Source organism: Gilliamella sp. Fer4-1, assembly GCF_001690515.1.
Taxonomy (GTDB): domain Bacteria; phylum Pseudomonadota; class Gammaproteobacteria; order Enterobacterales; family Orbaceae; genus Gilliamella; species Gilliamella apicola_C.
Window position 1 is genome coordinate 1 of record NZ_LZGZ01000079.1, and the last position, 15870, is coordinate 15870.

The 15870-nt window shown below is 35.0% G+C and carries 14 protein-coding genes and 1 tRNA gene; 5 read left to right on the top strand and 10 right to left on the bottom strand.

The features are described 5' to 3' along the window. Window positions 1–1018, top strand: a 1018-nt coding sequence (locus A9G30_RS12845) for a hypothetical protein (RefSeq protein WP_065587981.1), incomplete at its 5' end; no start/stop codon positions are given. 131 nt (window positions 1019–1149) lie between these two features. Here A9G30_RS12845 and grcA read toward each other — a convergent pair. Beyond that, a complete protein-coding gene (grcA, locus tag A9G30_RS02845) occupies window positions 1150–1533 on the bottom strand; it encodes an autonomous glycyl radical cofactor GrcA (protein ID WP_065587982.1) in 384 nt (127 codons plus the stop codon). A gap of 442 nt (window positions 1534–1975) precedes the next feature. Here grcA and ung point away from each other — a divergent pair, with 442 nt between their 5' ends. Next, the gene (ung, locus tag A9G30_RS02850; protein WP_065587983.1) at window positions 1976–2668 is read left to right on the top strand and encodes a uracil-DNA glycosylase; all 693 of its coding nucleotides are present in this window, start codon (window positions 1976–1978) and stop codon (window positions 2666–2668) included. Further along, window positions 2661–3662: a gluconate operon transcriptional repressor GntR gene (gntR, locus tag A9G30_RS02855; RefSeq protein WP_065583210.1), complete on the top strand. Its 1002-nt coding sequence runs from the start codon at window positions 2661–2663 to the stop codon at window positions 3660–3662. Before ung ends, gntR begins: the two co-directional genes overlap by 8 nt. A 68-nt stretch (window positions 3663–3730) precedes the next feature. Here gntR and A9G30_RS02860 read toward each other — a convergent pair whose 3' ends face one another. Continuing rightward, entirely contained in the window at window positions 3731–4081 is a 351-nt protein-coding gene (locus A9G30_RS02860) for a DUF805 domain-containing protein (RefSeq protein ID WP_065587984.1), read from the bottom strand. Window positions 4082–4330: 249 nt separating this feature from the next. Between A9G30_RS02860 and upp the strand changes: the two genes are divergently transcribed. Continuing rightward, window positions 4331–4957: a uracil phosphoribosyltransferase gene (gene upp, locus A9G30_RS02865; protein ID WP_065566110.1), complete on the top strand. Its 627-nt coding sequence runs from the start codon at window positions 4331–4333 to the stop codon at window positions 4955–4957. A gap of 93 nt (window positions 4958–5050) precedes the next feature. Then, window positions 5051–6319, top strand: coding sequence for a uracil-xanthine permease family protein (locus A9G30_RS02870; protein ID WP_218057700.1), 1269 nt, complete (start codon window positions 5051–5053; stop codon window positions 6317–6319). Window positions 6320–6889: 570 nt separating this feature from the next. Here A9G30_RS02870 and lysS read toward each other — a convergent pair. From lysS to A9G30_RS02910, 8 genes are all read right to left on the bottom strand, one after another. After that, entirely contained in the window at window positions 6890–8407 is a 1518-nt protein-coding gene (gene lysS, locus A9G30_RS02875) for a lysine--tRNA ligase (RefSeq protein ID WP_065583207.1), read from the bottom strand. 30 nt (window positions 8408–8437) lie between these two features. Next, window positions 8438–9536, bottom strand: a protein-coding gene (prfB, locus tag A9G30_RS02880; RefSeq protein WP_141671960.1) for a peptide chain release factor 2 whose coding sequence is annotated in 2 segments (ribosomal slippage) — window positions 8438–9460 and window positions 9462–9536 — 1098 coding nt in all. Because the reading frame shifts where the segments join, the coding sequence is not laid out codon by codon here. Window positions 9537–9721: 185 nt separating this feature from the next. Beyond that, entirely contained in the window at window positions 9722–10348 is a 627-nt protein-coding gene (locus A9G30_RS02885) for a Fe-Mn family superoxide dismutase (protein WP_065587986.1), read from the bottom strand. 136 nt (window positions 10349–10484) lie between these two features. Continuing rightward, window positions 10485–11321 carry a VanW family protein gene (locus tag A9G30_RS02890; protein WP_218057701.1) on the bottom strand — a complete coding sequence of 279 codons (837 nt, stop codon included), beginning with the start codon at window positions 11319–11321 and terminating at the stop codon, window positions 10485–10487. Window positions 11322–11346: 25 nt separating this feature from the next. Beyond that, window positions 11347–12075 (bottom strand): type 1 glutamine amidotransferase, encoded by a 729-nt coding sequence (locus A9G30_RS02895; protein ID WP_065587988.1) that lies wholly within the window; start codon window positions 12073–12075, stop codon window positions 11347–11349. Between the two features lie 172 nt (window positions 12076–12247). Beyond that, window positions 12248–13465 carry a restriction endonuclease subunit S gene (locus tag A9G30_RS02900; RefSeq protein ID WP_218057702.1) on the bottom strand — a complete coding sequence of 406 codons (1218 nt, stop codon included), beginning with the start codon at window positions 13463–13465 and terminating at the stop codon, window positions 12248–12250. Next, complete coding sequence (locus A9G30_RS02905; RefSeq protein WP_065587989.1) at window positions 13405–15441, bottom strand: HsdM family class I SAM-dependent methyltransferase; 2037 nt, start codon at window positions 15439–15441, stop codon at window positions 13405–13407. The genes A9G30_RS02900 and A9G30_RS02905 overlap by 61 nt, the downstream gene beginning before the upstream one ends. Before the next feature lie 318 nt (window positions 15442–15759). Then, window positions 15760–15835, bottom strand: a tRNA-Asn gene (locus A9G30_RS02910). Between the last annotated feature and the right edge of the window lie 35 nt (window positions 15836–15870).

The window sequence follows — 15870 nt, forward strand, 5'->3', positions numbered from 1 at the left end:
CTCACAAAATCATTTAAGTTTGATAATTCAGGACTTTTGGCAACAGGTAAAAAAATCTGAACAATCTTTTAATGAATTTGAATTTATCGATATAATGAAAAATATCAATAAGCTATTAGATGAAAATCAGTTAGATGTAATTGCTGAAATTACTATAGGGGATACTAAAAAGCATAAAATTATTTTTACCACAAATGGAAAAATTGATCGATTCGAGTATGTAATGGAAATTACCCGACAAGCACCTGATCTTCAGTTTTTCGAAGTAGAAGCATTTCGTCAGCGTATTAATAATGTAGATACATTTGTTATAAAATCTAAAGAGAGTTCTTTCTCATTAGGCGCAACTGATTTATTAATTCAATATAAAGAAAGTTATCGTAAAATATCTATCGGTATTATGTTTGCTAAGACTGTCCCAGAAGATATGGTAAAACAAGCAGAAACGATGGCATTGATTTATCTCGATCATCTATTGGGTGAATATGATTTTGCTGTCAGAGTAGAATCTATTGAGTTTTTAAAGACAGATCACAATGCTGCTACAATTCCTGCTAACCAATTTGTCACTATTTTTGATCGATTATGGAAAGAAGATTTAAAACACACAGGTGTACTTAATGCTCAAGAGGATCAATGGATTGTATTTGAATTAACTGATCTTAAAATGCTAGTGCATCGTAATGAAGCGGCTAATTCTTTGGTAGGGCATGAAAATTATTGTTATGCACTTAATGTTATCGTTGATATTGATAGCAAAGAGACTCTTTCACTTGTTTATGAATTAGAAGATGCTATCAATCTTGCTTTATGTGCTGATGAGCGAGGTATTCATTGTCAAAACAGTTTTAGTCAAGGTATAAGGAATATGTTATGGCATGTAGGAAATAAACACTCAGCACTTCAGTTAGTACAACAAATAACAAACCGATATAATACATTATCAGTTAAAATTGAATGCGAGTTCGATCCTTTCTGGCGACAGTACTTACGTTGGGCTGAATGTCATCAAGCATAAAAAGTATCTACGATTAATGGATACTTTTCCTCACTAATAACTATTGCGTTAGTATATTGTTATATTTAAGTCATAAAAAAAGATAACCTAATTACTTAGATTATCTTTTATAAAACTTGAACTCAATTTAATTAAATTTTCGTTGTAAATGTACGAGCAATAACGTCGCGTTGTTGTTCTGCAGTTAACGAGTTAAAACGCACTGCATATCCAGAAACACGAATTGTTAATTGTGGGTATTTTTCTGGATTTTTTACTGCATCTTCTAAAGTTTCACGACGAAGAACGTTAACATTTAAGTGTTGACCACCTTCAATTTTGATGGTTGGTGCAACATCTAATGGAACTTCACGATATTCGAATTGACCTAATTCGGCAGTTGGGATAACTTGATCTTCTTTATAAACTGATTTAGCTGCCACACAACGAGCTTCTTTAGTAGCGTCATCTAATAACCAAAAAGAGTTAAGAAGTGCTGCATTGTCTGCTTTAGTAATTTGGATACCTGTAATCATTTTAAATCCTCCTAACGGGGCCTTATTGCCCTAAAATAATTAGGGTTAATATAGCACTTTCAAAATTTGATTAAAGTCAAAAAAAGCTATCAATTCAATAAGTAATACCTTTAGTTAGTATTTTTTCTATGTCCCTGAAAATCTATTTATCGCATTAATTCTTTTAAATTTATTAACTATACATTTGTATTATCTAAACATAAGGGTAGATAACATAATACTTTATTTAGTGTAAAGTGTAGCGTAATTGGAAGTATTATAAGAATATTTTATTAGCATTGCTGTCTTGAGCAATAAAGCAACATTTTATATTTAAATAAATATTTTGGTTTAGTGAACCTTAAGCTCATTAGCATTAGGTTTATTATGATTTTTAGGTATAATTATTGCAATCAGCAAATAGTGTTGTTGAGTCATATAAAAATTAGAACATAGGTATTGTATGAATAATCAATTAACATGGCATGATGTTATTGGCGCTGAAAAAGAAAAGCCCTATTTTCAACAAATAATGCAATTTGTGGCATCTGAGCGGGCGAAAGGTAAAATTATTTATCCACCACAGCATGATGTGTTTAATGCATTTCGTTTTACGCCATTTAATCAAATTAAAGTGGTGATTTTAGGGCAAGATCCTTATCATGGCCCTAATCAAGCACACGGACTTTCATTTTCTGTTTTACCAGGAATTAAGCCACCCCCATCGTTATTGAATATCTATAAAGAATTATCAGCAGATATTGAACATTTTAAGATTCCTTCTTATGGTTATTTAGCCTCTTGGGCAACTCAAGGTGTATTATTATTAAACAACGTGCTAACGGTTGAAGCAGGACAAGCCCATTCTCATGCAAAAATAGGTTGGGAAACTTTTACTGACCATGTGATAGCAGCAATCGATCAATATCTTGAAGGAGTGGTTTTTTTATTGTGGGGGTCTCCTGCGCAAAAAAAAGGGCAGTTTATTAATCGCCAAAAACATCATGTATTAACTTCAGTACATCCATCGCCGTTATCCGCCCATCGAGGTTTTTTGGGCTGTAAGCATTTTTCCAAAGCAAATGATCTAATTATACAGCAAGGTAAAACTGCTATAGATTGGCAGCCAAAGCTACCGGAAAAAGTGAATGAGTAATAAAAGACGTCGAACAAGTTTGCAAGAAATTGCCAATTTAATTGGGATAAGTAAAATGACAGTCAGTCGTTTTCTACGTGATCCTAACCTTGTATCAAAACCACTCCAATTACAAATTTCAGCAGCGATAGATAAGCTAGGATATATTCCCAATAAAGCACCCGATATGCTGTCTAACGCTAAAAGTAATGCTATTGGTATTGTGTTCCCTTCTTTAACCAATCAGGTTTTCGCCGATATTTTAAAAGGTATTGAGATGGTGACTGATGTAAGAGGATATCAAACCATGATCACCCATACCGGATACAGTGCTGACAAAGAAGAGTTACGTTTACGCTCATTACTTTCTTATAATATTGACGGGTTAATTTTAACGGAAAGAACGCATACTCCAGCAACATTAAAGATGATTGAAATTTCGGGTGTTCCTGTGGTTGAAATTATGGACAGTGTTTCACCTTGTCTTGATATGGCTGTCGGATTTGATAATTTTACTGCAACGAAAAATATGATTCATCGTATGATAGATAAAGGGCGTCGTAATATTGTTTATTTTAGCGCAAGGCAAGATCAACGAAGTATTATTCGTCAACAAGGCTATGAACAGGCAATGCAAGAAGCGGGATTAAATCCACGAACATTAGCAACTAAAGAAGCGTCATCTTATGAGTTAGGCGCACGATTTTTGCATCAGATTTTAACAGAATTACCTTGCGTTGATGGCATTTTTAGTACCAATGATGATTTGGCCTTGGGCGTATTATTAGAGTGCCAGCGAATGCGTATTGAAGTTCCAAAACAGATAGCGATTGTTGGCTTTCATGGGCATCAAATTGGTCAATATATGAATCCTAAATTAGCTTCTATACAAACACCAAGAATTGAAATGGGGAAGATTGCGGCTGAACTGTTATTAAAACGAATCAACGGCGAGAAGATTGATCGAAAAGTGGTTGATTTGCCAGTTGAATATTTAGATGGAGAAAGTATTTAAAAGATAGGAGATAATGTTAATAATGATTTAACCTTACCACGTTTAATGATAAGGTTATTAGTAATAAATTATAAACCTTTAGGGTTTTCACCGTATTGGTTGCTGCCTGGTGTTGAGTCCAGTACGCAGAATACAATTATAATAATAGCGCCAATGTATGGAATACATTGTAACAAAACCCACCAACCTGATTTACTTGTATCATGTAAGCGACGTACAGTAACCGCTAAATTAGGAAGGAATAATGCCAACGTTAAGATAAGGGTTACCACTAAAGGACTTCCAATCATTTTATCAATGATTATTGCGATAACAGTTAAAATAGAACTGAACAAAACGTACATCCAATATTCTTTACGACGTGCTCGTCCATTAAAATTTGCATAATTTTTTGTAATGCCATCAATAAACCAATTCATTCCTATATTCCTTTTTTTAAATTAATTGCTGAAATAAATTATTTGGGACGGCTATTCTAATGAAAAAAAAGTGAAAATAAAACTGATTTTTACCGTTAAATTTTTTATTTTTCTTTTTTTATCAAGATTTACGTTGTCTATAAGACAGTCGATTTTAGGTTTTCATCGAGTGAGATATATGTTAAAATCGCCACTCAGTGGTTATTTATACCGACTAACCGATTATAGAAAATAACACTGAGGCCCTCCATGAAAATAGTTGAAGTAAAACACCCTCTTGTCCGTCATAAAATTGGATTAATGCGTGAATACGACATTAGCACCAAAGAATTTCGTGATCTTGCCAGTGAAGTTGGCAGTTTATTAACTTATGAAGCAACGGCTGATCTACCTACCGAAAAAGTAACGATAGAAGGTTGGTGTGGGCCTGTTGAAGTTGAACGTATCAAAGGTAAAAAAATTACCGTCGTACCTATCTTGCGCGCAGGTTTAGGTATGATGGATGGCGTGCTTGAACATATACCAAGTGCCCGTATTAGCGTTGTTGGTTTTTATCGTAATGAAGAGACTCTTGAACCTGTCCCTTATTTCCAAAAGTTAACATCTGATATTGAAGAACGAATGGCTTTAGTTGTGGATCCAATGCTTGCAACAGGTGGTTCAATGGTGGCAACAATCGACCTGCTTAAAAAAGCAGGTTGTAAAAATATTAAAGTATTAGTTTTGGTTGCTGCACCAGAAGGTATTAAAGTACTTGAACAAGCTCACCCTGATGTTGAACTTTATACCGCATCAATTGATGAGAGGTTGAACGAAAAAGGCTACATACTACCAGGACTTGGGGATGCTGGAGACAAAATATTCGGCACAAAATAAAATCTCAAATTTTAGACCGGTTAAACCGGTTTTTTTATGCCTGTCAAACAGGCAAGTTATACAAAAAATTTAGTTAAGTAAGAGAGGCGAGATGTGAGCAACATCACAACAGACAAAACAGAAAATATAACATCACAGCATAAGCATTCTTGGCAGGATATTTTTACTGGCGCACAAATGTTATTTGTCGCATTTGGAGCATTGGTATTAGTACCGTTGTTAACTGGGTTAAATCCCAATGTAGCGCTTTTTACTGCTGGAGTAGGTACTTTATTATTTCAATTAACCACGAAAGGTAAAGTACCGGTATTTTTAGCTTCATCATTTGCGTTTATTGCCCCTATCTCATTTGGCGTTGCGCAGTGGGGGATCCCCGCTACTTTAGGTGGTTTAGTTGCCGCGGGTTTGGTCTTTATGTTTTTTGCTTTCTTAGTCAAAATGAATGGTAGCCATGTTATTGACCGCATTTTACCGCCGGTTGTGACAGGCCCAATTATTATGGTTATTGGCTTATCGCTTGCGCCGGTTACCGTTGGGATGGCAATGGGTAAAAATAGTGGACTACAAGCTGAAAATTATCAATTGATTCTTATTTCAATGGCATCATTATTAACGACTTTAGTGGTAGCTATTTGGGCAAAAGGATTTTTAAAATTATTACCTATTATTTCGGGTATTGTGGTTGGTTATACGCTTTCTTGTATGTTCGGTATTGTCAATTTTCAACCGGTGATTGATGCGCCATGGTTTAAAGTACCTGATTTCACATTTCCTGAATTTCACTGGCAAGCCATTTTGTATATGCTGCCAATTGTGATTGCACCAACCATTGAACATGTGGGTGATATTATGGCAATTAGTACTGTCACAGGTAAAGATTACACGCGTGATCCTGGCTTACAGCGCACATTACTCGGTGATGGACTGGCAACATCGACAGCGGGATTTTTTGGTGGTCCACCCTGTATTACTTATGCAGAAGTAATTGGTGCGGTAACGTTAACGCGTAATTTTAAAACTCGCGTCATGACATGGGCGGCAATTTGGGCCATTTTAATGTCTTTTATTGGCAAGATAGGCGCTTTTTTAAGTTCAATTCCAACAGTAGTCATGGGGGGAATTATGGTGCTATTGTTTGGTTCCATTGCATCAGTAGGCATAAATATTTTAGTTAAACACAAAGTGGATCTTTCCGTGCCTCGAAATATGTGTATTGTCTCATTAGTCTTAGTTTTTGGGATTGGTGGGATGATTTTTGATTTTGGATCGTATGCTCTACAAGGTATCAGTTTATGTGGTATCTTAGCGATTGTGTTAAATCTAATTCTGCCACATCAAATCAAACCGACTGATAACCACTAAATTAATTCAATTATCGTTGACTATAAATATAGTCAACGATATTTATAATATGGCTATGTTAACCTATTACTATAAATTCTCAATTAATCGCCAAACGGTATAGAATTCTGAATATTTTTTACAAAAATATCGCTTAAAACGTGAATATCCCATTTTCATTAAAGTCGCTATCTCTTTCTGTTTTTTCATTCATGGGTGGGCAAGCTATTTTGCTAATTGTTGATTAATACGATGGTTATCACAGATTTTTACTAGTAGATGCTACAAATTCTCAATTAATCACAAAACGGTATAGGATCGTGAATATTTTTTACAAAAAATATAATCTAAAAAGTGAATAGGTGGATAAATACCTCATAATTATCACACAACTTGCGTATAAAATTATATTGCCTGTTTTATACTCAATCTATTTTATAATTTTATTTATAAATAAGCTACTTATCCGTGATAAGACGAAAGTTTTTATATGGTTATTACAGTCGTTTGTCAAAAAGTTTCAGAAAACTATGTGTTTTAGTATAAAAACACACTTATCAGAAAATAAGTGTGTTTTTAGCAATAAACGCTTTATTTCACTGGACGCATCGTCGGGAATAAAATAACATCACGGATAGTATGGCTGTTAGTAAATAGCATCACCGTACGGTCGATACCAATACCAAGTCCTGCCGTTGGTGGCAAACCATGCTCAAGGGCAGTAATGTAATCTTCATCATAGAACATTGCCTCATCATCGCCAGCGTCTTTTTGGGATACTTGATCTGCAAAACGTTGTGCTTGATCTTCTGCATCATTGAGTTCTGAGAATCCATTGCCAATTTCACGGCCACCAATAAAAAATTCGAATCGATCAGTAACAAATGGGTTTTCATCGTTACGGCGAGCCAGCGGTGATACTTCTGCTGGATACTCAGTAATAAAGGTTGGTTGAATTAAATTTGCTTCAGCCACTTCTTCAAAAATTTCAGTGACAACACGACCAAGTCCCCAACCTTTTTCAATTTTGACGCCAATAGATTGGGCAATGGCACAGGCTTTATCAAAATCATCTAAATCGGCATTATTGGTTTCAGGACGATAATGGCAAATCGCTTCACGCATGGTCATTTTAATAAATGGTTTACCAAAATCAAAAGTATGATCGCCATATTGCACAACAGCATCGCCAGTTACAGCAATAGCTAAACGACGGAATAAGGCTTCTGTTAATACAATCAGATCTTTGTAGTCAGCGTAAGCCATATACATTTCCATCATGGTGAATTCTGGATTGTGTCTTGGCGATACCCCTTCGTTACGGAAGTTACGGTTAATTTCAAAGACACGTTCAAAACCACCCACCACTAAACGTTTTAAATAAAGTTCTGGCGCGATTCGTAGATACATGTCTAAATCAAGCGCATTGTGATGCGTAATAAATGGTTTCGCTGATGCACCACCTGGAATGACTTGCATCATTGGGGTTTCAACTTCCATAAAGTGATTTTCTAGCATAAAGTTACGGATTTCGCTAACCACTTTTGAACGCGCTTTAAACGTTTCTCTTGATTCTTGATTGGTGATAAGATCCAAGTAACGCTGGCGATAGCGCATTTCTTGATCAGAAAGCCCATGAAACTTATCAGGTAATGGGCGTAGTGCTTTGGTTAGCAAACGAATTTCTTCACAATGAATAGAAAGCTCGCCTGTTTTCGTTTTAAATAGGTAACCTTTCGCACCGACAATATCACCTAAATCCCATTTTTTAAATTGCTCGTTATAAAAGCCGTCAGGGAGATCATCACGGGTAACATAAAGTTGGATCTGCCCAGCAACATCTTGCAAAGAAACAAACGACGCTTTCCCCATAATACGGCGCATCATCATACGTCCTGCCACCGTTACGGTAATTTTGTTTTCAATGAGTTCTTCGTTAGTTTTATCGCCATATTGTTTGTGGAGATCGTTTGAAATCGCATCACGGCGAAAATCATTAGGAAACGCAACACCTTGTTCGCGAAGATGAGCGAGCTTTTCGCGACGTACTTTTAGTTCGTTATTTAACTCTTCAATTTGATTTTGTTGATCTTGCTGCTCTGTTGACATAGTTTTACCTTTTATTTATAGCCAAGCGGTTTATAAGCCTGCTTTTAAGCTTTCTTCAATAAATTGATCTAAATCGCCATCTAATACGGCCTGCGTATTACGCGTTTCAACGCCAGTGCGTAAATCTTTAATTCGTGAATCATCAAGCACGTAAGAGCGAATTTGACTGCCCCAGCCGATGTCAGATTTGTTTTCTTCCATCTGTTGTTTTTCGGCATTTTTTTTCTGCATTTCAAGCTCATACAGTTTTGCTTTTAACTGCTTCATAGCTTGATCTTTATTGCTATGTTGTGAACGGTTATTTTGACACTGCGTCACAATACCAGTTGGAATATGGGTAATACGTACGGCAGACTCGGTTTTATTCACATGCTGCCCACCGGCACCCGATGCACGGTACACATCAATGCGAAGATCGGCTGGGTTAATGTCGATATCAATATCATCATCAATTTCAGGATAAACAAATACTGACGAAAACGAGGTGTGGCGTCGATTGCCTGAGTCAAATGGGCTTTTACGGACAAGGCGATGCACCCCAGTTTCCGTACGTAACCAACCGTAAGCATAATCACCTGATACTTTAATCGTTGCTGATTTAATACCGGCAACATCACCATCAGAGACTTCCATCACGTCGGTTGCAAAGCCTTTTGATTCAGCCCAACGCAAATACATCCTAAGTAACATTTCAGCCCAATCTTGTGCTTCAGTGCCTCCTGATCCAGATTGGATATCCAAATAACAATCTGCACTATCGTAATTGCCTGAAAACATACGCCGAAATTCAAGGCCGACCAGTTTTTTTTCTAGCTGATCAAGTTCGCTATTTGCTTCATCGAAAGTCTCTTGATCTTCCGCTTCAATAGCCAGTTCAAGTAAGCCTTCAACATCGTCAAGACCTTGCGTTAATGAATTGATAGTATTGATAATTTCATCTAGTGCGACGCGCTCTTTACCTAACGCTTGCGCTTTTTCGGGATCGGCCCAAACTTCGGATTGCTCTAATTCAGCATTGACTTCTTCGAGCCGTTCTTTTTTTACATCATAGTCAAAGATACCCCCGAATCACAGCCGTGCGTTCGGTAAGTTCTGCTATCTTTGATTTAACAGGATTAATTTCAAACATGATTTAAATTGGTTTGTTCAGTTTTATGATTTTTTACAAGCGTTCATTGTAGCGGATTTGGGCATAATTTAGCAATTGCCAATTACCGTTTTGACTTAAACTTGATGAATAAAGTGCTCAGCGAAAAGTAAAAATAGCGCATAAAGCGCCATCTTTTTAGTTGAAGATATTTAGTGCAAGCTGGGTTATTTTTTGGCTTCAGCGTATAGCTCAGCAACTTTATCCCAGTTAACCACATTCCAAAATGCACCGATGTAATCAACACGACGATTTTGGTATTTCAAATAATAAGCATGTTCCCAAACATCAAGCGTTAGGATAGGTGTACCAGAAACGCCAGCAAATTTATCCCCCATTATTGGAGAATCTTGGTTAGCTGTTGAAACTACTTCAAGTTTACCATTTTGTAATACTAACCAAGCCCAACCAGATCCAAAGCGAGTGGCTGCCGCTGCTGCAAATTTTTCTTTAAATGCATCAACTGAACCAAAATCTTTTTCGATGGCAGCTTTAAGTTCACCTTTTAGTTCGGTACCGATTTTTAATAATTCCCAGAAAAGCGTGTGATTAACATGACCACCTACATTATTTTTAATGCCAGTAAGTTTATCAGCCGGCACTTTATCTAAATTTTTTAATAAATCGCTTGGGCTAAATTCTTTAATTTCAGCAGGTAAAGTTTCAACGATAGCATTGGCATTGTTGACATAGGTTTGATGATGTTTATCATGATGAAGATGCATCGTTTCAGAATCGATATAAGGTTCTAATGCATCGTAAGCATAAGGCAAAGGGGGTAAAGTATAAGCCATGAAATTTGCTCCTTTCATATATTAGGTATTATCAACTACTTTATCTTATGAGTATACGGGCTATTAGAATAGCCCTCAAACTATCACTTAGATAGTTAGTGGCTATCTGTGATTAGGCTGATGATTATTTTTCTAATTAGCTTTCATTACTTGCTATAAATGGAGTATACATCATAATTGCATGGTTTTCGCTGATGAGCTTTTCTTCGACATGGTTATCAATTAAATGTGTTTTGCGTTGCCATATTTTATTATGTCTGGTGTAGCCTCCCCACCACTGTTGTTCAATGCGATGATCGGTTTCTAGGATTTCATAATGATGAGTTAAGGGGATATTAGCAAGTAATTCACCATGTAAATATTGATCATCAAGCCAAAGATTAAGCCGGTAAGTGGTAGTGGTTTTATTGAGTAATTGTAAATCTACATAGTTATAAGACAAGGTCGCGCCACAAGCAAAAGGAATTGTACGATTGATATCGGGGAAAACATCAAAACTATGTCGCCAACGCTCCATAATGGTGAGATCAGAATGTAACACAATCCAATAAATCAAATTACCTAATTGGCATAATCCACCACCAATATCTTTGCCTATCTGTCCATTATGTAATGATAGCCCTTCTAAAAATCCTCGTTTTTTGGATGGACGCCCTACTTTTTGCCAGATCGAAAAACGTTGATTGGGCTTAATGATTGAACCATTAAGTTTTTCTATTGCTAAGCGAAGATTCGTGATTTTGTTATATTGTAAATACATATCAACATCTTTTAGTGGTCTTAATAAAACAGACTGATGTTTTTTGTGTGAATAACAACAGGTATTATTATTTATGTCGACAGTACTATAAATGTTACGATGTCGCCACCAATCTAATTTTCGTTTTAAGATAAAATACTCTTTGCCTAATTTCAGCCTTAATTTACTGCGTTTTATCGGTTTATCGACAATGATATCTTTCATATTTTCCATTCCCTTATCTACAATATATAATCAGTTATTTTTCTAAAGATGATTGATAGTGCTGGCTCAACTTGCCGAGAAAAGCGAAAAGTTTTTGATTCATTGCCGTGTAATCATGCGAGCGAAGCATTTCAGGCGTATCAACAAAGCGGTAATTGGCAGCTTGATTAAGCTCTTTTTGCGAATGGGCAATCAGCAATTCAACAACTTCAGGCGTGAACTCCATATGGCATTGAAACCCATAAACGAATTTATTATAAGCAATGATTTGCCGAGGGCAGCCTTCACTATAAGCAATAATTTGGGCATCTTTGGTTAAACCAGGCATATCATTGTGCCAATGGCCAACTTCTAATGCATTTCCAAAATCAGCAAATAAAGGATTTGCTTTACCGATTTCAGTTAGTGTAATAGGAAACTTCCCAATCTCTTTTTCTGGGCTTTTGGCATAGTTTGCCCCTAGTGCTTCGCCAATTAATTGCGCACCTAGACACACACCAATGACCATTTTACCCGCTTTTATCGCAGATAAGATCACGCCTTGTTCTGCTATGGAATCAAAATGGGCACACTCTTGTTTGGTTGTTGACGGCGATTGTGGACCACCCATAACAATAAGAAAGTCGATATCATCAATGCAATTAGGAAGCGGTTCATTAAGATAAATGCGAGAATAAGTTATAGTGTGATGATTATTTATCGCCCATTGTTCATAAGCTCCAGGCGCTTCAAAAGCTTCATGAATAATAAAATGTATATGCATTAATAACGGTTCCTTTAATTTTTACAATACAGATTTTTTACTTTTGGGGTTGTACTATTTTCGTGGAGATAATTATATTCATTAAAATTATAGGTGGTTAGCACGTATTTAAGCACAGCTTAAAACAATACGACTAAACGCCTATAAAATGTTTTTTATATATTTGGGAGTCTTAATTCTTATTATTTTCTGATTGTACCACCATTTTTGTTGCTGCAATTTTTTGATTAGCATATAAAACAACATCTTTAATTACTAATTTTTGAATAGCAGAGATAAATGTTTTCATTATTGAATAGTTGGGTTGAAAATTATTAACAGGTAAAAATATTTTTTCTATTTGAATTTTCTTATTACTTATACTATCTCCCCAAGAATATTTATGTTTCAAGCTTTTATTAATACAAGTGGCTAAATATAAGTAATTAAATCTGTCTTTTTCTTCTTTCTTTAGATAAAGTACTAAATTATGACTATCATTTGAATAAAAATCTTTTTCTTGATAGGTTACAGTAAACGTTTTTCCTCCAATAAAAATACAATTACCTTCATCTAAATATTTTTCGTCGTAGGAAATATAAGAGCTCACAGCATTATTTGTTGTGCTTGCACATAAATAAGGCGTTTTTCCACTATTTTCAACAATATCCCTTGATAAAATATTTCCTGTATTTTTTACATCAAAAATATCAATAACATTAAATTTTCTAAATTTTAGTTTTTCAAAATCATCTAAAGCTTGTTGCTCTTCTTTTGTTAAAGTATAATCTTTTAAGCCTGTAACAGATAAATAGGCTTCCAGCTCCGCTATACGCTCTGCTTCCAGCTCCGCTATAAAATTTTCCATAAAACCAAAATCAATCTTATCATTTTTTATTGGGAGTTGAATTTTTTCAGTTTTAATCCTTTCCCAACCAGCTTTGTTTGTCCATTCATAATTACCGAAAATAACCTTTGAAATAGAAGCAGTTAAATAAAGATAATGATTATCAGTCAATAAATTATCTGTAAATTTCCACCTGATAGCATACGCATCTTGTAAAATTGTAAATTCCTTATTTTGATAAAAAGTAGCTCCAGTATTTGCTCCATTCGCTGATATTGAAATAACATTTTTTAAAATAGTTGCATTATCCTTTGGTACAAAATTGTTTAACCCTTGATTTTGTATGCCAGCAGTCAAAGCCGGTAGAATAAACTCTTTTGTTGCTTTACTTGGTAACTCAGATGTTTTGTATCTTAAAGATTTTGTTCTGATTTTATCAAATAGATCCCCAATTTTAAATTCACCCCACTTAACTTCTTGCAGTTTTTTGCTAAGTGAGGCATCTACTTTCCCAGCCTTTCCCCTTCTTTGTTTTGTTGCTTTAGTAAATTGGAGACTTCCCAAGCCAAGTAGTCGCTGACTGTTTTCTTAAAGTCTTGTAATGTCGGTTTGGTATCAATTGGTGCACTTTGGTTCCAATCAGTGCCATTTTCAGGGTCTATGGTATTTTCGTAATACTCTTTATCGGTAAAAATATTAAGTTTACTCCGTCCAAAACGTACCAAGTTAACTAATTCTTGATATCGTTCTATTGCTCTGTCTGTATCTTTTAAATTGTTACTTGCTTTTTTGCGGTTAGTTCGTGTGTATCCGTCGTTTGAGAAGTCAATAAACTTCACCATTTCATCTTTTTCATGCTTTTCATTTATTTTAAACACATAGATATTTGTTTGTACGCTTGATTTGCCGATAAATAAATCAATAGGCATTTTTATACTGGCTAGAAGCGTATGTTTTTTTAAAATTCTTTGATTGTATTCTTTTGCTTTACCAGAACCGGCGGAATTTTGTATAATGATGGCTGCATACCCTTTATTCATCATACTAAGCGCTTTTTCTACAAAAATCATACCATTACCTTTTGCAGAATAAGGCGGATTGAGTATAAAAGCATCTGCTGGGAATTTTTCGTTCGGTTTTCCAAAACCGTAATTACCATCAAAGTCGGTTAAGGAATCTTTATTTAAAATGTTTGAGCTTCCGTCTCCCATTAAGATCATATTTAAAATTGCTAACATATATACACTGGAAAGGACTTCTAAACCCAGCAATTGTTCCGCTTTTATTTGAATCTCTTTTTTCTTGAGTTCATCCGGCGATGTAATGCTGTTTTTAGCATCATTCAGCATTTCGTTCATTGCGGCAACAAGTAAGCCGGCAGATCCTGTTGCAAAATCCCAAACGTAGGAGTCTTTATTTATTCGTGCCAATTTTACTAAAAGGGTAGCAACATACGAAGGTGTGAGTACTACGTCGTTAAGTTTATCTTGAGTAAAACCTAACCAAGAATACATTTCATTAAAGAGTTTTCCCGTAAAATCAGTCGTTAATCCGATTTTGTAATAGATACCTAAATCATCAATAATTTTAGTAAACACTCTTTTTAACTGAGATTCCCCATTATTGACTTTATTGATGTTTTCGGTGGTAAGAGTATTTTGCAAAGTTCTTAGAATAAGGTCTTTTTTCTCATTAGGTAATTTCTTTTCCTCTAAAAATGCTTTGATTTTTCGAACAATTATATCTCCATCTGTATTGCCTTTTTCGATAGACGATTTTAAATCTTCTTTTTCAAGAGGCGCTACTTTACCGGGTATCCCCAATGTTGCAATAATGGAGGCAGCAACCAGATAGACTCGATCGTTTTCTCCTAATCCTTTTTCATTTTGGTATATATCATTATTAAGCTTTACCAGACTCGCATTAATTTCTCTTTCACGTTGTTCTTTGAGTTTCTCAATCTCTTCTTGTGTTAGGCTTAATGATTTTACTTGCTTGATAAAAGCACAAAAGTTTTCTCTTTTTAAAAAAGATAAATCTGAAAATTCGCCAACTTTTTGGCCTATCCCAAAATTACTTTTTGAAACATAATAAACACCTATTTGATATTGTATTTTTTCGTTTTCGTCTTTATAACCGGTCATTCCGATAGCGATAATATCGGTGTAACTAGTATGGTGCAGTATAGCATTAGCATAATGCACGGCTCCGTTTACTGCATATGAATTGATATTTTTAAAATGTGGTTCATTTTTTGCTGTTCTATTCTCAACTTGTCCTTGATTGTCCAGTTTTACAAGTTTATTTTTATATCCTTTATATTCAATAAGGACAGGGTAAAAATTCATATTTTCATGTTGTAACAACAACTTCACATCGGGGCGATTTGCACCACTTCCGCCGTTTTTAGTAAAGTAATCGGAAAGTGCTTTATCTATTTCAGTATTTAATGCTTCTTGTTCTAATTTATAGTCTAATTGATATGATTTAAGCCAACCGTTAGCTAAATCCGCAATATTGGGTTCGATTGATTGCACCATTATTCTTTATCTCTTTGTTCTTAAATTTTACAAATTCCAAAGTAAAATTTGGAAATGAAGATATACTGTAAATATAAACTTCTATAGAAGTTGGTTATCTTAACGTTTTTGATAAGATATTATTTAATATAATATGCCGTTAAAAGAAAAAATTGGGATTATTATTTTGAACATAATAGATATATTATCTAGCTAATTATGAAATGAATAGGCTAGATGTGGGAATAACTCAAAGAAAGAAATTTAACTAATTTGTGCTATTTATCATTTTTTTAAAATTAGACTTTAGCAAATTCTTTGTCAATATTATATAAATATTGGCTCCTCCAACAGGACTTGAACCTGTGACATACGGATTAACAGTCCGCCGTTCTACCGACTGAACTATGGAGGAACCGAAATGTAGCGCGTATATTATAGATTTTATGG

Coding starts and splice junctions, on each gene's coding strand:
- gntR (WP_065583210.1), top strand. CDS start 2,661: ATGAGTAATAAAAGACGTCGAACAAGTTTGCAAGAAATTGCCAATTTA.
- lysS (WP_065583207.1), bottom strand. CDS start 8,407: ATGTCAACAGAGCAGCAAGATCAACAAAATCAAATTGAAGAGTTAAAT.
- A9G30_RS02860 (WP_065587984.1), bottom strand. CDS start 4,081: ATGAATTGGTTTATTGATGGCATTACAAAAAATTATGCAAATTTTAAT.
- A9G30_RS02885 (WP_065587986.1), bottom strand. CDS start 10,348: ATGGCTTATACTTTACCCCCTTTGCCTTATGCTTACGATGCATTAGAA.
- ung (WP_065587983.1), top strand. CDS start 1,976: ATGAATAATCAATTAACATGGCATGATGTTATTGGCGCTGAAAAAGAA.
- upp (WP_065566110.1), top strand. CDS start 4,331: ATGAAAATAGTTGAAGTAAAACACCCTCTTGTCCGTCATAAAATTGGA.
- grcA (WP_065587982.1), bottom strand. CDS start 1,533: ATGATTACAGGTATCCAAATTACTAAAGCAGACAATGCAGCACTTCTT.
- A9G30_RS02895 (WP_065587988.1), bottom strand. CDS start 12,075: ATGCATATACATTTTATTATTCATGAAGCTTTTGAAGCGCCTGGAGCT.
- A9G30_RS02905 (WP_065587989.1), bottom strand. CDS start 15,441: ATGGTGCAATCAATCGAACCCAATATTGCGGATTTAGCTAACGGTTGG.
- A9G30_RS02890 (WP_218057701.1), bottom strand. CDS start 11,321: ATGGAAAATATGAAAGATATCATTGTCGATAAACCGATAAAACGCAGT.